The sequence below is a fragment of the Lysinibacillus sp. KU-BSD001 genome, assembly GCF_042920265.1.
Classification (GTDB): Bacteria; Bacillota; Bacilli; order Bacillales_A; family Planococcaceae; genus Lysinibacillus_B.
This window is the reverse complement of the sequence record NZ_JBDQZI010000001.1, coordinates 475828-494819: the sequence shown is the minus strand read 5'-3', so window position 1 is coordinate 494819 and position 18992 is coordinate 475828. Positions and strand designations below refer to the sequence as shown.

Genomic DNA, 18992 nt, shown 5'->3' with positions numbered 1-18992 from the left:
CTCTCAAATCTATCGTATAGGAAATGTCACCTTGTTGTCAAAACATGAAAAATGAAACATAATGAGCATACTGTATTTGTGCGCAAATTTTTAATAGTTTTCTGAATTATTTATCAAATCAAAAGAAGAGGGAGGATTTTTTATGCAAGGTATTAAAATAAAAAATATTTTAGCTATATTATTAGGTGCAGGGATTTTTAGTTTCGGTTTTGTCCACTTTAATATGCAAAATGAGCTTGGTGAAGGCGGCTTTAGTGGTATTACGCTAATTTTATACTTTACATTTGGATGGGACCCCGCAATATTAAACATTATATTAAATATTCCGATGTTTATTCTTGGATGGAAGTTGCTAGGGCGCCGTACTTTTATTTATACAGTGATTGGTACTATCGCTGTTTCCATGTTTTTGAAAGTTTTTCAAGCATACGAATTTCAAATGCATTTACAAGATGATAAATTGCTTGTCGCGCTTTTTGCCGGCGTATTTATCGGAATTGGTCTTGGGATTGTCTTCCGCTTCGGCGGTACAACAGGTGGCGTAGACATTTTAGCACGTCTAGCTAATAAATATTTCGGATGGACGATGGGAAAAACGATGTTTGCCTTTGATACAATTGTGATTCTCGTGTCTTGGGCAACATTTTTAGACGCTCGTTCGATGATGTATACACTTGTCGCTGTGTATATTGGCGGACGTGTCATCGATTTTGTACAAGATGGTGCCTATTCTGCGAAAGGTGCACTCATTATTTCCAATCACTCAGATGAAATCGCAAACGTAATTGTAGAAAAAATGGAACGCGGTGTGACCGTAATGAATGGACGTGGTCATTTTACTAAGGAAAACAAAGACATTTTATACTGTGTTGTCGCAAGAAATGAAATTGTCCGTTTAAAATCCATGATCCAAACTATCGACCCACATGCGTTTGTGTCTATCGTAGAGGTGAGAGAAGTGGCTGGTGAAGGATTTACGTTAGATGATCAAAAACAGCCTCTGCATTAATACTATTATAAAACAAAACGGTGCAGAGAACCTTCTCTCGCACCGTTTCTTACTATTAGTCTTCTGAGCGCATACCTGTGTAGATTAAGATTAAACGTAATAATTCTAGCACAGCTACTGATGCCGCTGCCACATAAGTCATAGCTGCTGCATTTAATACTTTACGCGCACCTACTTCTTCATTATTGCCGATAATGCCAAGAGATACCACTTCATTCATTGCCCGCTTCGATGCATCGAACTCTACTGGTAATGTAACAACTTGGAAAATGACACCCGCTAATAATAAAACAATCCCTAGTAACAGGAACCCTGTACTTGACGCAAAAATACCAATCATGACAAAAATCCATGACATATTTGATGAAATGTTAGCAACTGGTACTAACTTCGCACGTAACGTTAAAAATAAATAAGCTTCTTTATGTTGAATTGCGTGACCAACCTCGTGTGCAGCTACAGCAATCCCTGCTAAAGATGACTCGTAATAGTTACTTTCCGACAGTGCTACTGTCTTTGTTGCAGGGTTGTAATGGTCAGATAGTACCCCTTGTGTGGGTACAACGCGTACATCCGTTAAACCGTGGTGATCTAAAATCATACGCGCGACTTGCGCACCTGTCATACCGCGTTGAGATGACACTTCAGCAAATTTGTTATACGTACTTTTTACTTTCATTTGTGCATATAATGGTAATAGCATAATGACAGCAAAATATACAATGTACATGCCTAAACCCAATAGTATTCTCCCTCTCTATAAAATATTTCGTATATAATACTATCTACTTTTTACCGTGCTTGCAAATGTTTGCGCTTGCTCACAACGGCATAGGCGAGTATTATACATGCAATCGATAGCCAAAATGTAAAGTAGCCAATTTTGTCTGCATATTGATCTAGCACACGGTATACCGGCATTTGTCCAAATACATAATCAATGACGTCATTATGCAATGTCCAAATGGCACCGATGACCACATGACCAAATCCAAATGTATATTTAGGGATATACAAAATCGCTTGGACGGCCATCATAAAGTGTGAAAAGACAAGCATCCACCCTTCTGGACTTAGTGAACCGAGCTCCACGAATGTCAGCAAGTTCATCACAACAGCCCACAACCCATATTTCACTAATGTGATTAATGCTAACACTTCCATCAACTTAAAGTGTGTCCCTAAAAGCCACCCGATAATCGCAAGACAAAAGAACAAACTAGCTGTAGGACTGTCTGGAACAAAAATATAAAAGATTGGCTCAGTACTAGCAAGTTGCCCCTTATACCAATAGTAACCGTACACCGTACCTAAAAAGTTAATGATGAGCAAGAGCGTTAAAAATGCCCGATGTGTTAAAAGATACCAACCTTTCACCATAAATGTCTGCATGCTTGTTCTCCTTCATTAATACGAATGATCTCGTTTAAAGTTTCATCTTTTTTTAAAAAATTTATGTATCAATTGCTAGAAAAAACACGACTCCCGTCAAAATATGTACTTATTTTTTATACTGTCATTCATAAAACTTATACTTCCCTATCCGTTAAAAAAAAGAGAGTCAGCGAACTGACCCTCTTGTATATACTACTGTTCTTTTAGGTTTGCGATGAACTCAGCTAAAGTGTTAAGTTCTTCTTCAGTACCTTCGAACATACCGCCTGGCATACCGCCACGACCGTTCGTCACTACTTCTTTAACCTCTTCCGCTGTTAATGTGTTACCTAATAACATCGGACCAGAAGCGCCCGTTAAGTCACCACCGTGACAGCCAATACATGAAGCGTTTGCTTCATAAATTAAGTAGCCATCAGACTCAGTATCTACTTCCACTGCAGGAAGTAAACCTAAATGCTTATCAGTAATTTGACCTTGAGTATTTACTTTATCCCAGTTAGTTGCATCTACAGATTCCCAAGTTAAGTAAACCATAGAAGCTACCGACAACAACATAAGTGAAGTTGCGATTGGGCGTTTTGATGGACGACGTTCTTTTGACGTGTCTAAGAATGGCATTAATAATAATGCACCGAATGCTAAACCTGGAACAATTACAGAACCAAGTACGTTATAAGCACCAGAGAAGTAAGAGTATTTTAATAATTGGTACATGAATAAGAAGTACCAGTCCGGTAATGCAATGTAAGATGCATCAGTTGGGTCTGCCGGCGCTTGAAGTGGTGATGGATGCGCGACAGTTAATAATAAGTAACCAATTAAGAAAACTGCTCCTACCATCCACTCTTTTAATAAAAAGTCAGGCCAGAAAGCTTCTGTTTTTCCTGGATACTCGGAATAATCTTTAGGCTTGTTCGGCATACGGTTATTCGCTTTAATACGCGAATCGCCGACAAACTTCATGCCTTTTCCGCGTTGCATAGTGTCCCCTCCTTAAAAAATCATAAAAGACATTGTGTTTAAATCATAGTGGTCCTGAAATACCTTGACGACGGATCATGATAAAGTGAGCCGCTAATAGTGCGAATAAAGCTGCAGGTAAGAAGAATACGTGGATTGCGAAGAAACGAGTTAACGTTTGCGCACCAAGAATTGTTGAGTCACCTGCTAAAAGAATCTTGATGTATTCACCAAGGAATGGTACAGATGCTGCAATCTCAATACCTACTTTAGTTGCGAACAATGCTTTCATGTCCCAAGGAAGTAAATAACCTGTGAAACCTAATCCCATCATTACACCAAAAATCCCTACACCAACCATCCAGTTTAACTCACGAGGTTTCTTATAAGAACCTGTGAAGAATACACGAAGCGTATGTAAGAACATCATTACAATTACTAATGAAGCCCCCCAGTGGTGCATACCACGAACGATTTCACCGAAAGCTACTTCGTTTTGTAAATAATAAACTGATCTCCAAGCATTCTCAATATCTGGAACGTAATACATCGTTAAGAACATACCAGATAAGATTTGGATTACTGTGATGAAAAACGTTAAACCACCAAAGCAATAAACGAATGCTGAGAAGTGATGTGCAGGGTTAACGTGCTCTGGCACTTCATGGTCGGCAATATCACGCCAAATAGGAGTGATATCTAAACGTTCATCGACCCAATCATAAATTTTATTTAGCACTGATGTCGTACCCCCTAACTTAATTATGCAAAAGTATTTGCTATTTTTTTCCCAAGCATTAAGAAACCATCTTTTTCAGACACTTCATATTGGTCTAAAGCTGCTGTTGGTGGTGTACCTGGAACGTTTACACCATTTTTCTCATAACGACCTGCGTGACATGCACAGAAGAAACGAGTTGGTTGTTCAGGGTCACCAGCCCAGTTTACTGTACAACCTAAGTGCTTACATACTGGTGAAAGTGCAACAATAGTATCGCCCTCTTTGTAAACCCAAGCTGCATCTGTTACCTCAGACTTGTACCAAGCATCAACTTGCTCGAATGAGAAGTCAACTTTTACTGGCTGATCTGATAAATCCGCAATTTTCTGACCAGTTAAAATGAAGTCTCCTTCTTCTTTTGTCTGTAATAATGGATCCACTGCAAAGCGTACCATTGGCATTAACATACCAGCCGCCATGAATCCACCTACACCTGTAATTGTGTACGTTAAAAATTGGCGTCGTGTAACTCGATTATTACTCAATCCTTTTCCCCCCTCTAACTTAAAAGGTCAGTCCAACGGACATACTTTTACAAATAGTAATAACTAGGACATATCTATGATATATCAATAAAATAGGTTGGTCAATATAGCATTGCCCAGAATTAGTAAGGATTGTGAACATTTAATGAATCAATCTTCTACTAGCTTGTCCACACTTTTGTAAAGGTCGGGATCACTTGTTTTAATTGATCTTCTAATATCCTTTGCTTCACTGCTTTATCCATTGATTCTAACGGAATGGCTGGTAACCAAACGACTTGGAGTGAATCACTCATAGTTGTCCAATGATGATCACAAGTCACAAAAAAGATATGTTTAAAGCCTGCTGATTGTAGTTCTGCTGCAATCGCTTCAGGGCTAACCGTTTCCTTTAAAGACTCTATATAGGAAAACGGTGGTGTCACTAATAGGCGTCCTTTAAATTGTTGCTCGATAAACGCTGTTAGTGACATTAAAAACTCTGCAGCAGAACTACTTTGCTTACTACGTTCATCAGCAAACTCTAAACTGAGTAACGGTACAATCACTGTATCAATAAACTGTTTTTGGGCGTGAATTTGCTCCATATCTTTAACATTAAAAAACATTGATCTTTCTTCCTTCCAAAACTCATTGTTGTGATGACGTATGCTTTAGCGCTTGCAATAAATTGGATAATTCAAAAAAGCGTTCTTTATCCCCTGCGTCAAGTGCTTCATCAATATCTCGTAAAATTTTTTCTTCTTGAAATGCTGCCATACTGTTTTTTAATAATTGTTCCGCAATGATACGGTCTTTTTCACTTATATGAAGAGTTTTTGGCATATAAGGGTTTTCCTCAAGCACCGCTAAGTAGTGAAGGTGTGGAGGTATATTTGGAAAATTAATTTGAATATAAATACTTTCATCTGGATTCAAGCGTAAATCATGAAACGACTTTTCTGCATCACTTGTCATAACATTCCCTTTATAAAAGCGAAATGGTACGCCATTATGTTCGACGGAAGACATCACCATTGCCCGCGGACAATAATGTGCTTCTTCTACAAAATGGACCTGTTCAAGTAGACGATCATTGCTTAATAAATAATTTAAAATCCACACGCATTCTCTTCTCTTTAGTTGATGATTTTTTAAAAACCATCGAATAAAAGTCTTTTTCTCTAATACTGGGATGGAAGAAGTCATCCTATTCCCCCCTTTATTCAAAACGTTCTAATAGATTTTGCCACTCCTGCTCTGTTGGTTCTAAAAGAGCGAGCTGTTTTGCTACCACATATGCTTCATCGCGCTTCCCATCCTCTAAAAGAAAGTAGCAATATTTCTCCAAAAACGCTACATCTTCTTTAAACTCATTATATGCGCTTTTGTAAATTTCATATGCTTTATCATACGCCTCCTCTTTATCATACGCTTCTGCTACGTAAGGGTAAAGGGCTCCCCAGTCAAAACCTTCTTTTTGCACACTTTCAAATAAATCGATTACTGCGTCATAGCGTTCCTGCTGTGCATAAATAGCGATTAAGACAAGGATTGCTTCCATATATTCTGGATCTAAAGCAATGGCCTGTTGTAAATAAGATTCAGCTTCTTCTGGCAAGTTGTTCTTCAACGCCATTTTCCCCGCAAATAAATAAAGGGACTTATCGTACTCATCCCGCGCTAAACCTTCTTGAATCGTTTGATAAGCACGTGTATTATCTTCTAGCATCGCATAGCTTTGTGCAAGCAATAAGTAGGCTGCAAAATAGTCTGGGTCCAGTTCTTTTAAATCTTCTAGCTGCGTAATGGCCGTTTCATACTTTGCTGATTGAAACGCTGCATATGCTGAGCCGAATAATAAGTCTGGCGTTACTTCTTCTTCAAGTGCCTCCATATAATAGTCAAGTGCTGTTTCATACGCAGCGCCTGCACGGTATACTTCCGCTAAACGTGCCGCAAGCAAAATACCCGCAAATTGCTTCTCTTGCTCGTACAATTCTTCATAAATACGAGCAGCTTCTATAAAACGGCCTGTCTCAAATAATAATTCTGCCTTCGCAAACTGTAGTAATGGTTCATTTGGCAATAGCTCCAGCGCTTCATTGATTCGCTTTTCTGCTACTTCAAACAACCCTTGCATTTGATAATAATCTGCCATCACCAGTAAGGCTTGTGGATATTCTTGTGCATCATTTGGTACCGATAATAACAATTCAAGCGCTTCATCCTCATTGCCCATTTCCATACACACATTGGCGCGATCAATAATAATTTGCGCTTCATCTGCGAATAAAAAGGCTAAATGCTCCAGCACCCGATTCGCTTCTTCTAAATAACCATACTGCATGAGCAGCTCGGCTACTTCGTATTGCTCCCCTGGTGCCTCGTTCATTAAAAATGTTTCTAAAAATGCATTAATACGCTGCAAATCCCCTTCTTGAATTGCCTGTAACATTTCCTTCATTCTAGCGTTCACCTTTTCTATCTTTATTATTCCTTATGCTACAGGACTATAACACGCTAAACAAGGAAAATGAGTTATTTCAAATAGTATTTAGAAATAACTCATTCATTCGAATTATCTTACGATTAATGAATGTACATGCTCAAAAAATGTCGGATAGGACACAGCGATACATTCGGCATCATCTAATTGGATTGGCTCATCCGTTATTAGTGCTGCGACTGCTGCCATCATCCCAATCCGATGGTCACCGTACGATTTTAAGGAAGCCCCCTGCAATGGTGTCGGTCCATTAATAATCATCCCATCATCTGTTGCTTCAATGTTAGCACCTAATTTTTTTAGCTCTGTGACAACAGCTGTAATGCGATCGGTTTCTTTTACTTTTAATTCTTCCGCATCTTTTATAATCGTTTGTCCATTCGCTTGCGTTGCGAGTAAAGCTAGAATCGGAATTTCATCGATTAAACGAGGAATAATCGCGCCTTCAATAACTGTGCCATGTAAATGAGACGTACGAATTGTAATTGTTGCAGTTGGTTCTGCCGCCGTTTCATCTTCTACCATCAGGCTCATATTAGCACCCATTGCCGTTAGTACATCAATAATACCATCACGCGTTTCATTCACACCGACATTTTCTATAACAACTTCACTATCCTTTGCGATCGCTCCAGCTACTAAGAAAAAGGCCGCGGATGAAATATCACCAGGCACTTTTACATGGGTACCTACTAGCTTTTGACCACCTTCAAATGATACGACACCATCTGTTACGTCTACTTTCGCTCCAAACTGACGTAGCATGCGCTCTGTGTGATCACGCGACACTTCTGATTCACGTACAATCGTTGTGCCTTTTGCACGAAGGCCAGCTAGTAAAATAGCAGACTTCACCTGCGCGCTTGCAACAGGCATTGTATAATCAATCGCTTGTAGTGCTGTTCCTTGAATAGCAAGTGGTGTATATTGACCACCTGCACGCCCTGCAATTTGTGCACCCATTTGGCGAAGCGGATCGACCACGCGGCGCATTGGACGTTTTCCGATAGACGCATCACCTGTCATAATCGTATGTAGGTTGGTGCCAGATAATATACCAAGCATTAGGCGCGTTGTTGTCCCCGAATTTCCCGTATATAGCACCTCTTTCGGTTCTTCCCAAGCATCAATGCCTGCACTTTCAATTTTGACATTTGTCCCATCTACATCAATTTGAACCCCAAGCTTACGGAAACAGTCGATTGTACTTAAGCAATCTTCCCCTAGTAGGAAGCCTTCAACCGTCGTTGTGCCTTCTGCAATAGCACCAAACATAACGGAACGATGTGAAATGGATTTATCCCCTGGTACTTGAATTGTCCCACGCAAACTTGGACGATTGTAATCTATTACCTTCATAGTGCAGAAACCTCCTTGTGAAAAAGAGCAAAAAGCGATTATGCTTTTTGCCTTTTATGAAATATATGTTTCAAAATTAGCTCTTCTAGCAATGCATTTTACCGCACGCTCACGGTCATCCGCTGAACTAAAGCTAATGACTAAAATACCGAAGACGTCTTCTCGTGTCTCGACAATACGAATATTCGTAATGCTAATATTATCTTCTGCTAAGTACCCTGTTACTTCGGAAATAACCCCTGGATAGTCTGGAATATCGACATATAAATCGTACGGTACAAATAGTGCACCAGCTGATGTTGGTAAAGCATCACGCACTTGCTTTGCCACCGCAAAATATTGTTCAATCATATCTTGACTACCATCTTGTAAAAGCGACTTTACACGGTTCATTTCAGCCGTCCACTGTTCTAGCTGGTCAATTAGCTCCCCGCGGTTTTGTAAGGTAATATCACGCCATAAAATCGGATTGGACGATGCGATACGTGTAATATCACGGAAACCACCAGCAGCAAGCAATCTTGTCATCGGGAGCTGTGCGTTTTCAAGCTGTAGCTGATGCACAAGCGATGCTGCCACAATATGCGGGAAATGGCTCACAACAGCTGTCATATGATCATGCTCTGTAGCATCAACCTTGACAAGCTTTCCAATTGTATATTTCAATAAATGTTCCAGCTTCTCGATTGTTTCAGGCTTTTCATCTTCAAACGGCGTTAACATATAATACGCATTTTCAAAAAGATATGGTTTTGCAGCGGTTACACCACTTTTATGTGAACCAGCCATTGGGTGTCCGCCGATAAAGGTAATGCCCATTTCCTTCAGTTCCTCAGCCTTTTTCATAATTAACGCCTTTGTACTACCTGTATCTGTCACAATCACATTCTTTTTTAGCACCCAGTCCTTTAATTGCTCCATCCACGTTAATGTAGCACTGACAGGTGTACCAAAAATAATAAAGTCCATTTTATCCGCAACTTGTGCAGGGTTTTCTACAATTTCATGTACGACATTTAAGGTTTTTGCCAACTCTCTCGTTTGCGGGAGGGCATCAAACCCGTAAATTTTTGTTTGTGGTGCTTTTTGGAGGGCTAATGCGACAGAACCGCCAATTAACCCTAATCCAATGACAAGAACATTACGTGTCATGCAAACACACCTTGTTCTGTTAAGACTTCTTCAAGCAGCGATAAAAATTTAGCATTTTGTTCTTCCGTACCAATCGTCACACGAATATAGCCTGGTGCGCCAAGTGCTGCACCACTGCGAATAATAAAGCCACGCTTCATCATTTCTTCAAACACAACATTGCTATCCGCTTTTACTTCAAATAATACGAAGTTTGTTTGCGAAGGGTAGTAATGTAAACCGTGTTTTTCACACCAAGCAACATACTGTGCCTTGCCTTTTTCATTTGCTTCACAGCATTGTGCGATATAGTCTTGGTCCTCAAGTGCGACGACAGCTACTTTTTGACTTAAAATTGTGTTATTAAATGGTGCACGTACTGGATCTAACTTAGCAATGACTTGCTCTTGCGCAATACCGTAGCCAACGCGGAATGAAGCTAAACCGTACGCTTTTGAAAATGTCCGAAGTAAAATCACATTTTCATATTCACGGAAATATTTTAATGTCGGCTCATGTGCTGGATCATTTACGTACTCGATATACGCTTCGTCTAATACAACAAGTACATCAGATGGTACTTGCTTTAAGAAGTGTTGTAATTCGGCATCTGTTACGATGGTACCTGTCGGGTTATTTGGGCTACACACCCATACGACAGATGTATTGTCATCGATTGCCGCTAACATCGCCTCTAAATCGTGGCGACCATCGACACAAGGAATTTTACGTACTTCTGCCCCTTCGATTTCAGCATTATGCCAATATTGAGAGAATGACGGGTCTGCCATTACTGTGTTAACGCCTGGATACAACAATGCACGTGTAATAATGGCAATTAAATCGTCCGAACCGTTACCAAAAATTAATTCTGTCTCTTTTACACCTAAGTGATTTGCTACCGCTGTACGTAAGTTTTGTGCGTAGCCATCTGGATAGATTGCATGATTCGATGCATCACTTTGTAAAAACGCTTTTACTTTTGGTGAGCTGCCAAATGGATTTTCATTTGACGCAAGCTTCACTACTTCATCTAAGCCATACATTTTCTTTACTTCTTCCATTGGTTTACCTGGTTGGTATGCTTTCATTCCGTGAATTTGTTGTTTCCATTTCATCCTTACCGACTCCTCTATTTACGAACTAAATCCGGTCTTAATTTCACTGCCTCGTTTAAATATACATGCTGAATATCTTTTTGTACTACATCCGTATTGACATGCATCAGAACACGAATACAAAGCGGCAAGCCGCCTGGCACATCCATTTCATGCATACACATAATCGGTACGTATTGCCATCCTGCCATCGAACGTACTGATTTTGCTGGAAATGCTGATTTAATATCAGTCGTTGTTGAAATAGTAACCGAAGCGATGTCTGCTGGGTCAATCTGATTTACTTTTACCATTTCTAACACAAGTGATGCCGTTTCGCTCCATACTAGTTCAGCTGTATCTGATTGAATTGTTGTTGCCCCTCGAACACCGCGAATCATTCGTGCACCTCCGTTAATAATTGTCGTAATGCTGCATCGATTTCCTTACATTCCGAAAGTTCAATTTTCTTTACATACGGTTTACCGATCTCTTCTAGTAAAACAAATTGTAATTCCCCGTAATCTGCTTTTTTATCTTTTAATAAATAATCTGTTAGTTCTTCAAATGTATAATCATGTACTGCACTAAACGGATAACCGTTATTGCGTGCAAATTTGTAAAAATCAACGGTAAATTCCCGTGTGATCTGACCGTAACGTTCACTTAATAACAAACAATACACAAGGCCAATCATCACTGCTTCACCGTGCGCTAAGCCCCCATAACCTGCTGCTGCTTCCATTGCATGACCGTAAGTATGACCGAGGTTTAAAAACTTACGAACCGATTGTTCCGTTTCATCTTCTTCTACGATTTTGGCTTTTACTTGTACGCCTTTCGCTAAATAATCTGCCAATGTTGGCTCATCCAGTGCCGTGATGTTTTTTTGCATGATCTCCTGTAACCATTGTGGATTTGAAATCATCGCATGTTTAATCACTTCTGTCATTCCTGAACGTACTTCACGAATAGGGAGTGTCGCTAAAAACTGTGTATCGTACAGTACTGCTTCTGGTTGATAAAAAGCACCAATCATATTTTTACCTAGCGTGTGGTTGATCGCCGTCTTACCACCGACTGCTGAATCATGCGCTAAAATCGTTGTCGGCACTTGAATAAACGGAATACCGCGCATGTACGTCGCGGCAACAAAACCTGCTAAGTCCCCTACTGCACCGCCACCAAAAGCAATGACAAGCGATTTGCGTGTACATTTTTGTTCTAATAGAAATGTCTGTGCCGCATTAAAGTTTTCAAATGATTTACACGCTTCCCCTGCTGGCATAACAAAGACATGGAAGTCGTACGGACAAGAAGACTTGAAATAGCCTTCTTGTGCCGCCCACACGTGTTGATCGGTTAACACGATGATTTTATCGGCTTGATCAAATAACGCCTTATAGCTTTCCAAGGCGGCTTTTAACATCCCGTTGCCAATCACTACCTCATACTGATGTGAAGCTGCTCGTACTGGAATATTCATCTTAGTACTCCTTTGTGTACGCACGCATCGCATCTAATTGCGCTTTTAACTGTGGTAGCTGGTCGCTATGGAATTGGTCCACGATAGCTGTTGCGATTTCCCATGCAATCACATGCTCTGCTACAACAGATGCTGCTGGGACTGCACAACTATCACTTCGCTCGACACTCGCCTTAAACACTTCTTTTGTTTCGATATCTACACTATTTAATGGTTTATAAAGGGTTGGAATTGGCTTCATTACACCACGTACAACAATTGGCATCCCCGTTGTCATACCGCCCTCTAAACCACCAAGATTATTCGTTTTACGTGTATAGCCCTTTTCTTCGTCCCAAATAATTTCATCATGTACTTGTGAGCCTGGAAGACGCGCTGCTTCAAAGCCAATCCCAAACTCTACACCTTTAAATGCATTAATGGAAAGCATCGCCTGTGCTAATTTCCCGTCTAACTTACGGTCATAATGCACATAAGAGCCGATCCCTGCTGGTAAGCCTTCGATGATAACTTCTACAATACCACCGATAGAGTCTCCAGCTTTCTTTGCTTCATCAATCGCCTCGACCATTTTTGCCGATGCTTCAGAATCCACCGTGTAACATGGATCTTCCTCTACAATCGCACGAATTTCATCGACTGATTTACCCGCTACCTTCGATACATCTGCTTTAATGCCAGCAATTTCTGTTACGTACGACACAACGGAAATCCCTAGTTCATTTAATAATGCTTTTGCTACTGCACCAACGGCTACACGTACTGTTGTTTCACGTGCACTGGAGCGCTCTAACACGTTACGAAGATCGCGATGACCGTATTTCATCCCACCTACTAAATCGGCATGACCTGGACGTGGACGTGAAATTTGACGCTTGATTTCATTTGGATCCACGTCTTCTGGTAATTGTGCTGCCCCCATAATTTTCGTCCAATGCTTCCAGTCATCATTTGTGACAACCAGCGCAACCGGTGATCCTAATGTTTGACCATGACGTACACCTGCTACGATTTCTACCGTATCTGTTTCAATTTGCATGCGGCGTCCGCGACCATGTCCACCTTGGCGTCGTTTTAAATCATAGTTAATTTTCTCTGCTGTAATTGGTAAAAGGGATGGTAGCCCCTCAATAATAGTTGTTAATTGTGGTCCATGAGACTCACCTGCTGTTAAATAACGCATAAAACACTTTCTCCCTTCAACTCGCTAAAGTATGTATTTTTCACTATAACATATCTATCTAGAAAATACAGTACGATTATCGAAATAAACTTCTTTATTCACGAATATTCTGAACGTTCTTATTGTAACAAAATGCATGCAGCTCTTATAGAACAATCTCATGTACTACTAAATAAACAACGCCTTTCGTCTATGCGAAAAGCGCCGATTGGGCAATATGATTGTACATTCTTGATTATTTTGCAAGCTACATACATTGCTTTGACGAACGATTTCATTATTTTTTTCGATAGAAAAATGTATCTTCCACTTCAAACCCATAACGGGCCGGATTAAAAATTTGCTCCGTTGACCCTACAAATAAAATACCACCTGGGCGTAAAGATTTGCTGAAATTCTCATAAATTTGATCTTTTGCTTCCTCAGTAAAGTAAATCATGACATTTCGACAAACAATGAGATCGAAATTAGACTCATACGTATCCTTTAATAAATTGTGCTTTTTGAATGTAACGGTACGTTTAATTTCATCGTTTACTTTATAAAACTGTCCTTCTTGTCGGAAATACTTAGCTTGTACATCTTTTGGCACTTCTGCTAACGAGCGCTCTGGATACAAACCGAGCTTCGCTTTTTGAATGACATTTTCATCTAAATCCGTAGCTAAAATGCTAATTTGCGATAGAGACTGATGCTGTGATAACACCATCGCTAAGCTATACGGCTCTTCACCTGTAGAACAGGCTGCACTCCAAATTTTAAGTCTTTTATTCGTTTGCAAAAGCTTAGGGAAAATTTTATTTTGCAATACTTCCCAACGCTTACCATTACGATAAAACTCTGACACATTAATCGTCATACGATCTAAAAATTCATTCATTAAATCGCGGTCTTTTTCAAGCGCCGCTAAAAATTCCACAAAGTTTTTGTAGCCTTTTTTCTCGTATAAAGACGTTAAACGACGTTTCATTTGCGCCTCTTTATAGAGTGCTAAGTCAATTCCTGTTTTACGTTTAATGCCTTGGATAAATTGTTCATAATCTGACATCGTCTCACATCTTCCCTTTCTGATGCATAGTACAATTATTATAGCTGAAAATACGCATGACAGAAATAGGTATTATATGAAATCATCCTATAGATACGTTTTTTTATCACTTACGGCTTTGTATAATCGATTTGCTTTGTCGATTCAAGTAATGTTTGCTTTGATTGTTCTAGCTCTAAGCGCATTTTTTGTGTTTCTTCAGCAATCGTTTGAAGCCTTAATTCTTCCAGTTTAATTTCCTTTTCCGCTAACTGCAATTGAAGTTTCATTGTAGACTTTTTATGATTTAAATAGATTGCCGAAAGAGGAATTGCACCTCCAACGATAATCGAAACAATGGCTATAATAAATCCCCCCACCATTTCCACTCCTTATGTTCTATTTTTTATAAATGAATCTGTCAGCATTCATCCTATCGCAACGGCGGTAACCACTGCCCAAAACATTCCATTCATTCTTTCTATCACATATAAGCATACCATATAATTGTTTCATTTTTCTGAAATAATAACATAAAAAAAATAGCTATCACAATCGATGTGACAGCTATTTACGTATTATTAGTTAAAAATTAAGCTAACTCTTCACCGAACCAAAGGCCGATTTCGCGCTCAGCAGAAGCTAAAGAGTCAGAACCGTGAATTACGTTGTGAGATACAGTTACTGCATAGTCACCACGGATTGTACCTGGTTGAGATTCTGATGGCTTTGTAGCACCAATCATAATACGAGCTAGAGAGATTACAGACTCGCCTTCCCATACCATTGCGAATACTGGGCCAGAAGTGATGAAATCTACTAATTCACCGAAGAATGGACGCTCAGCGTGCTCCGCATAGTGGCTTTCCGCTAATTCGCGAGATACGTTCATAAATTTAGCTCCGCGCATTGTGAAACCGCGACGCTCAAAACGGTCAATGATGTCACCGATTACTTGGCGCTCAACACCGTCAGGCTTAACCATTAAAAAAGTTTTTTCGATAGCCATTATTTAAACACTCCTTCAAATTCGATACAGGTTTTTTTCACCTACCGATAAATATTACCAAAATAATATTATACGTGCAAGTATTAGCTAAAATTTACGTTTACCGATGAATAATGCTATATCACGTAATTTTTTCTTCATCGGATGATGTGGCAATGCCGCCACTTCTTTTAACGCTTTTTGTAAATACTTATCGCTAATTTTTGATGCTTCTTTGATGGCATTTGATTTACGAACGATTTTTAGCATGTCTTTACGTTCTGCTTCTGTTAATTGACCTGCAACAATCTTATCAATATATGGACGCACTTGTGGGTCATCCTTTAAAAGTAACGCTGGCAGTGTAATATTCCCTTGTAATAAATCACTTCCAGCTGGTTTTCCTAACTCTTTATCCGTTGCGGTAAAATCCAAAATATCATCGACGATTTGAAAGCTCATCCCAACAAAATAACCGTAACGTTTTAAACGACGAACATTTTCTGGATCTACGCCACCTACAATGGCTCCTAATTCACAGCTCGATTCAATCAGTAGCGCTGTTTTACGCTTAATACGGCGGAAATAATCTTTGATATTTTGATTTAAACGAAACTTATCTTCAATTTGAATCACTTCGCCGTTACAAATTTCAACCATTGTACGTGCTAAAATTTGATGAACGCGCGGTTGTTCAATTGCTGTAACATACTCAAGCGCACGCGCAAAAATAAAGTCGCCCGTATACATGGCCACTCTATTGTTCCACTGCGCTTTTACTGTCAGCTCTCCCCTTCTCATATCCGAATTATCAATGACATCATCATGCACAAGTGACGCCATATGAATCAACTCGAATGGGACGGCGACATGCTTGACACGCTCGATATCATATTGCCCAAATTTGGCACTGAGCAGGACAAATACAGGGCGAATTCGTTTACCACCAGCTTGCAGAAGATGGAGAGAGGCATCATTTAACAAGTGTGAAGACGAGTTCAACGCTATTTCTAATTCTTTTTCGATGACATCTATATCTGATTTTAAATCAGCATAGAGTAACTTTAACTTCATCTTTTCCACGTGAACAAACCTTCTCCCACTAAATTTCTTTTTTAAAACCGATATGCGCCGCTGCTGCGCCGCCACTATATCCTTTATATGTGACATTGACAAATCCAGCTTCTTTAAACATCGATGCTAACTTTTTCATACCCGGGAAATCATCCGCCGATTCTTGTAACCAAGAATACTCTTTATAGCTTTTCGCAAACAGCTTCCCGAATAATGGCATGATGTACTTAAAGTAAAGACGGAACAATTGACGATACCCTGGAATTTCAGATTGAGATGTTTCGAGACATACCGCCATGCCACCAGGCTTTAGTACGCGATTCATTTCGCGTAGCACTTGCATGTAATCAGGTACATTGCGTAAACCAAAGCCAATTGTTACATAATCGAATGTATTATCTTCAAATGGTAAGTCCATCGCGTTTCCATGAATCAGCTCAACAAAATCATACGGCAACACTTTTTCCTTGCCTACGCTTAGCATGTTTTCACTGAAGTCCACACCTTTAACGATACCATCTCCACCAGTTGCTTTCGCTAAAGCAATCGTCCAGTCAGCTGTACCACAACATACATCTAAACAAGCTGAACCTTTTTTTACATCCATCCGTTTCATGACATCATTGCGCCATAGCTTATGCATTTGAAAACTAATGACTGAATTCATTTTGTCATAATTACCTGAAATTTGTTCAAATACTTCATGTACATGTTGTTCTTTCGATTTCGCCATTTTTTCAAAACCTTTCTTTGTCAACAAACAATTAAGATACCATTTCAACAATGATTCGTTGTAGTGTCTCACTATATGTGCTTGTTGCAAGTGTTACATTTAATGCCCGTTTACGCTCAGTAATTTCCTGTTCAAGTACTTGTGCAATGGGTTGTCCCTCAAGATTCATTGCCATGCGCTCTATATACAGCGAAGACGCTCCTTGTGATACGCCTACTAACTCTCTGTTGAGGCGTGCAATCGTTAATGCTTGCTGCATGACTTGTTTATAGGAATCGTACTGATACACGGAAAAGAATCGTTCAATTAACGCTGTTTCAATTGTAGCGATACTGTGAATCCATTCTTGGAACGTACGTCTCTCGTGTTCATAGACGGTCATTTCCTGTTCACAACGCGCTACAATGGCTTCGGATAATTTTCGAATTAACTCAATATTACCTGTTTGTGCTAACAACTGATAATAGCGACCACTATAATAATCACCTGATAAAACGGTTAATTGTTGCTCTTTCGACACGGCATTTGTCGCATAAATTTTATCGTGCTCTGCAAGTGACGAATGCACGATCCCTACTGTTACGGCACTCTTTGTCACTTCGTCATCCCAAGCTTCACCATTTAGCTTTGGAAGCAGCAAAAAAAATAGCTGTTGTTCATTTAACAACGGCGTGCCAGTGTATTTTAGTAATACATTATGCCGAATACTGTCTAAAATTGTTGTTTTTAATTGCTCCACAGCTTGGCTAATAGTTGTTGCATCCATAAATAGTACTCCATTTCACTAAAGTAACTATGCTTCATTATAGCATAGCCAGCTTGGTGTTGTATCACATTCAAGGTCGTAAATATATTACTTTTTCAAGCCACTCTCGACTACGCCATGTGCTGAATGAATTTTTGCTTTTCCGCGGATTTTCATTGCTGATGTATGCTCTGTAAACTGTGCAATCATAATTTCACCTGCGTCTAGCTTTTCAGAATGATGGAATTTTGTATCCGTTCCCCGTGTTAAACCGATTACATGTACACCGTCTTCTTGCGCTTCAATAATTATATAATCAGGTTGTGTCATCCTTTACTCACCTCATACGAACATTTTTCTTTAGCTATCATAACACAATTTTGTGCCAATTAAGACATTTGAATAAAGGAAATGATTTCGCGTCGTTTAATATCATCTGTTTCATATACGCCACGTGCTACGGAAGTAACGGTTTTTGAACCTGGCTTTTTTAAACCGCGCATGGTCATACACATATGTTCCGCCTCTACAACAACATATACACCTTTTGGATCTAACATGTCCATAATTGTATCTGCTACTGTTGATGTAATGCGCTCTTGTAATTGCGGGCGACGTGCTACAGACTCTACACAACGTCCTAATTTACTTAACCCTGCTACTTTCCCATCCTTCGGAATATAAGCAACATGCGCTTTCCCATAAAACGGCACTAAATGATGCTCACACATGGAGTAAAACGGAATATCTTTTACGAGCACAAGCTCCTCATGATCTTCATGGAATACTGTACTGAAATAATCACGCGGATCTTCTTGCAATCCGCTAAACATTTCGGCATACATTTTTGCAACGCGTTTTGGTGTATCTAGTAACCCTTCGCGATTTACGTCTTCCCCTACTGCTTCTAAAATCATTTTTACTGCTTCTTCTATCTTTTTTAAATCAACGTTCGACATTGTTGCCTCCTACATTTCTTCGTTCAACTTAACACATGAATCGTAGCACATCCGGTCTATAAGTTCAAAACAGCTTACTCTAACGATAA

23 protein-coding genes are annotated in these 18992 nt (G+C 39.6%); 1 reads left to right on the top strand and 22 read right to left on the bottom strand.

The genetic code is table 11. The annotated features are described in order from the left end of the window. Window positions 1-142: 142 nt before the first annotated feature. Window positions 143-1009, top strand: a complete 867-nt coding sequence (locus AAGS61_RS02560; protein ID WP_391366938.1) for a YitT family protein — start codon at window positions 143-145, stop codon at window positions 1007-1009. A 55-nt stretch (window positions 1010-1064) separates the two neighbouring features. Here AAGS61_RS02560 and AAGS61_RS02555 read toward each other — a convergent pair whose 3' ends face one another. From AAGS61_RS02555 to folE, 22 genes are all read right to left on the bottom strand, one after another. Beyond that, window positions 1065-1739 carry a zinc metallopeptidase gene (locus AAGS61_RS02555; protein WP_391367311.1) on the bottom strand — a complete coding sequence of 225 codons (675 nt, stop codon included), beginning with the start codon at window positions 1737-1739 and terminating at the stop codon, window positions 1065-1067. A gap of 62 nt (window positions 1740-1801) precedes the next feature. After that, on the bottom strand, window positions 1802-2401 hold the full coding sequence (locus tag AAGS61_RS02550; RefSeq protein ID WP_391366936.1) for a DUF1405 domain-containing protein: 600 nt from the start codon (window positions 2399-2401) through the stop codon (window positions 1802-1804). Window positions 2402-2596: 195 nt separating this feature from the next. After that, the gene (locus AAGS61_RS02545; protein ID WP_391366934.1) at window positions 2597-3388 is read right to left on the bottom strand and encodes a menaquinol-cytochrome c reductase cytochrome b/c subunit; all 792 of its coding nucleotides are present in this window, start codon (window positions 3386-3388) and stop codon (window positions 2597-2599) included. A 43-nt stretch (window positions 3389-3431) separates the two neighbouring features. Then, window positions 3432-4106 (bottom strand): menaquinol-cytochrome c reductase cytochrome b subunit, encoded by a 675-nt coding sequence (gene qcrB, locus AAGS61_RS02540; RefSeq protein WP_391366932.1) that lies wholly within the window; start codon window positions 4104-4106, stop codon window positions 3432-3434. A gap of 23 nt (window positions 4107-4129) precedes the next feature. Beyond that, window positions 4130-4633, bottom strand: coding sequence for a ubiquinol-cytochrome c reductase iron-sulfur subunit (locus AAGS61_RS02535; RefSeq protein WP_391366931.1), 504 nt, complete (start codon window positions 4631-4633; stop codon window positions 4130-4132). Window positions 4634-4794: 161 nt separating this feature from the next. Beyond that, window positions 4795-5241, bottom strand: a complete 447-nt coding sequence (locus AAGS61_RS02530; protein WP_391366929.1) for a YpiF family protein — start codon at window positions 5239-5241, stop codon at window positions 4795-4797. A gap of 22 nt (window positions 5242-5263) precedes the next feature. Further along, window positions 5264-5821, bottom strand: coding sequence for a ReoY family proteolytic degradation factor (locus AAGS61_RS02525; RefSeq protein ID WP_391366927.1), 558 nt, complete (start codon window positions 5819-5821; stop codon window positions 5264-5266). 13 nt (window positions 5822-5834) lie between these two features. Beyond that, complete coding sequence (locus AAGS61_RS02520; RefSeq protein ID WP_391366926.1) at window positions 5835-7079, bottom strand: tetratricopeptide repeat protein; 1245 nt, start codon at window positions 7077-7079, stop codon at window positions 5835-5837. Between the two features lie 114 nt (window positions 7080-7193). Further along, window positions 7194-8480 carry a 3-phosphoshikimate 1-carboxyvinyltransferase gene (gene aroA, locus AAGS61_RS02515; RefSeq protein ID WP_391366924.1) on the bottom strand — a complete coding sequence of 429 codons (1287 nt, stop codon included), beginning with the start codon at window positions 8478-8480 and terminating at the stop codon, window positions 7194-7196. 54 nt (window positions 8481-8534) lie between these two features. Continuing rightward, window positions 8535-9632 carry a prephenate dehydrogenase gene (locus AAGS61_RS02510; protein ID WP_391366922.1) on the bottom strand — a complete coding sequence of 366 codons (1098 nt, stop codon included), beginning with the start codon at window positions 9630-9632 and terminating at the stop codon, window positions 8535-8537. Beyond that, window positions 9629-10729 carry a histidinol-phosphate transaminase gene (gene hisC / locus AAGS61_RS02505; protein WP_391366921.1) on the bottom strand — a complete coding sequence of 367 codons (1101 nt, stop codon included), beginning with the start codon at window positions 10727-10729 and terminating at the stop codon, window positions 9629-9631. Before hisC ends, AAGS61_RS02510 begins: the two co-directional genes overlap by 4 nt. 14 nt (window positions 10730-10743) lie before the next feature. Continuing rightward, the gene (aroH, locus tag AAGS61_RS02500) at window positions 10744-11109 is read right to left on the bottom strand and encodes a chorismate mutase (protein WP_391366919.1); all 366 of its coding nucleotides are present in this window, start codon (window positions 11107-11109) and stop codon (window positions 10744-10746) included. Continuing rightward, window positions 11106-12194, bottom strand: coding sequence for a 3-dehydroquinate synthase (aroB, locus tag AAGS61_RS02495; RefSeq protein WP_391366918.1), 1089 nt, complete (start codon window positions 12192-12194; stop codon window positions 11106-11108). The genes aroH and aroB overlap by 4 nt, the downstream gene beginning before the upstream one ends. A 1-nt stretch (window position 12195) precedes the next feature. Beyond that, window positions 12196-13377, bottom strand: a complete 1182-nt coding sequence (gene aroC, locus AAGS61_RS02490; protein ID WP_391366916.1) for a chorismate synthase — start codon at window positions 13375-13377, stop codon at window positions 12196-12198. A 277-nt stretch (window positions 13378-13654) separates the two neighbouring features. Then, window positions 13655-14425: a CheR family methyltransferase gene (locus AAGS61_RS02485; protein WP_391366914.1), complete on the bottom strand. Its 771-nt coding sequence runs from the start codon at window positions 14423-14425 to the stop codon at window positions 13655-13657. A 110-nt stretch (window positions 14426-14535) separates the two neighbouring features. Then, window positions 14536-14787, bottom strand: a complete 252-nt coding sequence (locus AAGS61_RS02480; RefSeq protein ID WP_391366912.1) for a hypothetical protein — start codon at window positions 14785-14787, stop codon at window positions 14536-14538. Window positions 14788-14996: 209 nt separating this feature from the next. Next, window positions 14997-15413: a nucleoside-diphosphate kinase gene (gene ndk, locus AAGS61_RS02475; protein WP_391366910.1), complete on the bottom strand. Its 417-nt coding sequence runs from the start codon at window positions 15411-15413 to the stop codon at window positions 14997-14999. A gap of 87 nt (window positions 15414-15500) precedes the next feature. Next, window positions 15501-16475 carry a heptaprenyl diphosphate synthase component II gene (hepT, locus tag AAGS61_RS02470; RefSeq protein ID WP_391366908.1) on the bottom strand — a complete coding sequence of 325 codons (975 nt, stop codon included), beginning with the start codon at window positions 16473-16475 and terminating at the stop codon, window positions 15501-15503. Window positions 16476-16494: 19 nt separating this feature from the next. Beyond that, complete coding sequence (locus AAGS61_RS02465; RefSeq protein WP_391366906.1) at window positions 16495-17199, bottom strand: demethylmenaquinone methyltransferase; 705 nt, start codon at window positions 17197-17199, stop codon at window positions 16495-16497. A 31-nt stretch (window positions 17200-17230) separates the two neighbouring features. Further along, window positions 17231-17965: a heptaprenyl diphosphate synthase component 1 gene (locus AAGS61_RS02460; RefSeq protein WP_391366904.1), complete on the bottom strand. Its 735-nt coding sequence runs from the start codon at window positions 17963-17965 to the stop codon at window positions 17231-17233. Between the two features lie 87 nt (window positions 17966-18052). After that, window positions 18053-18274, bottom strand: a complete 222-nt coding sequence (mtrB, locus tag AAGS61_RS02455) for a trp RNA-binding attenuation protein MtrB (protein ID WP_391366902.1) — start codon at window positions 18272-18274, stop codon at window positions 18053-18055. 59 nt (window positions 18275-18333) lie between these two features. After that, window positions 18334-18903 (bottom strand): GTP cyclohydrolase I FolE, encoded by a 570-nt coding sequence (gene folE / locus AAGS61_RS02450; protein ID WP_391366900.1) that lies wholly within the window; start codon window positions 18901-18903, stop codon window positions 18334-18336. Between the last annotated feature and the right edge of the window lie 89 nt (window positions 18904-18992).

What these genes read in the sequence shown, in the direction of transcription:
- AAGS61_RS02560 (WP_391366938.1), top strand. Translation starts at nt 143, where the DNA reads ATGCAAGGTATTAAAATAAAAAATATTTTAGCTATATTATTAGGTGCA.
- AAGS61_RS02555 (WP_391367311.1), bottom strand. Translation starts at nt 1,739, where the DNA reads ATGTACATTGTATATTTTGCTGTCATTATGCTATTACCATTATATGCA.
- AAGS61_RS02550 (WP_391366936.1), bottom strand. Translation starts at nt 2,401, where the DNA reads ATGCAGACATTTATGGTGAAAGGTTGGTATCTTTTAACACATCGGGCA.
- AAGS61_RS02545 (WP_391366934.1), bottom strand. Translation starts at nt 3,388, where the DNA reads ATGCAACGCGGAAAAGGCATGAAGTTTGTCGGCGATTCGCGTATTAAA.
- AAGS61_RS02530 (WP_391366929.1), bottom strand. Translation starts at nt 5,241, where the DNA reads ATGTTTTTTAATGTTAAAGATATGGAGCAAATTCACGCCCAAAAACAG.
- AAGS61_RS02525 (WP_391366927.1), bottom strand. Translation starts at nt 5,821, where the DNA reads ATGACTTCTTCCATCCCAGTATTAGAGAAAAAGACTTTTATTCGATGG.
- AAGS61_RS02520 (WP_391366926.1), bottom strand. Translation starts at nt 7,079, where the DNA reads ATGAAGGAAATGTTACAGGCAATTCAAGAAGGGGATTTGCAGCGTATT.
- aroA (WP_391366924.1), bottom strand. Translation starts at nt 8,480, where the DNA reads ATGAAGGTAATAGATTACAATCGTCCAAGTTTGCGTGGGACAATTCAA.
- AAGS61_RS02510 (WP_391366922.1), bottom strand. Translation starts at nt 9,632, where the DNA reads ATGACACGTAATGTTCTTGTCATTGGATTAGGGTTAATTGGCGGTTCT.
- hisC (WP_391366921.1), bottom strand. Translation starts at nt 10,729, where the DNA reads ATGAAATGGAAACAACAAATTCACGGAATGAAAGCATACCAACCAGGT.
- aroH (WP_391366919.1), bottom strand. Translation starts at nt 11,109, where the DNA reads ATGATTCGCGGTGTTCGAGGGGCAACAACAATTCAATCAGATACAGCT.
- aroB (WP_391366918.1), bottom strand. Translation starts at nt 12,194, where the DNA reads ATGAATATTCCAGTACGAGCAGCTTCACATCAGTATGAGGTAGTGATT.
- aroC (WP_391366916.1), bottom strand. Translation starts at nt 13,377, where the DNA reads ATGCGTTATTTAACAGCAGGTGAGTCTCATGGACCACAATTAACAACT.
- AAGS61_RS02485 (WP_391366914.1), bottom strand. Translation starts at nt 14,425, where the DNA reads ATGTCAGATTATGAACAATTTATCCAAGGCATTAAACGTAAAACAGGA.
- AAGS61_RS02480 (WP_391366912.1), bottom strand. Translation starts at nt 14,787, where the DNA reads ATGGTGGGGGGATTTATTATAGCCATTGTTTCGATTATCGTTGGAGGT.
- ndk (WP_391366910.1), bottom strand. Translation starts at nt 15,413, where the DNA reads ATGGCTATCGAAAAAACTTTTTTAATGGTTAAGCCTGACGGTGTTGAG.
- AAGS61_RS02465 (WP_391366906.1), bottom strand. Translation starts at nt 17,199, where the DNA reads ATGGCGAAATCGAAAGAACAACATGTACATGAAGTATTTGAACAAATT.
- AAGS61_RS02460 (WP_391366904.1), bottom strand. Translation starts at nt 17,965, where the DNA reads ATGGATGCAACAACTATTAGCCAAGCTGTGGAGCAATTAAAAACAACA.
- mtrB (WP_391366902.1), bottom strand. Translation starts at nt 18,274, where the DNA reads ATGACACAACCTGATTATATAATTATTGAAGCGCAAGAAGACGGTGTA.
- folE (WP_391366900.1), bottom strand. Translation starts at nt 18,903, where the DNA reads ATGTCGAACGTTGATTTAAAAAAGATAGAAGAAGCAGTAAAAATGATT.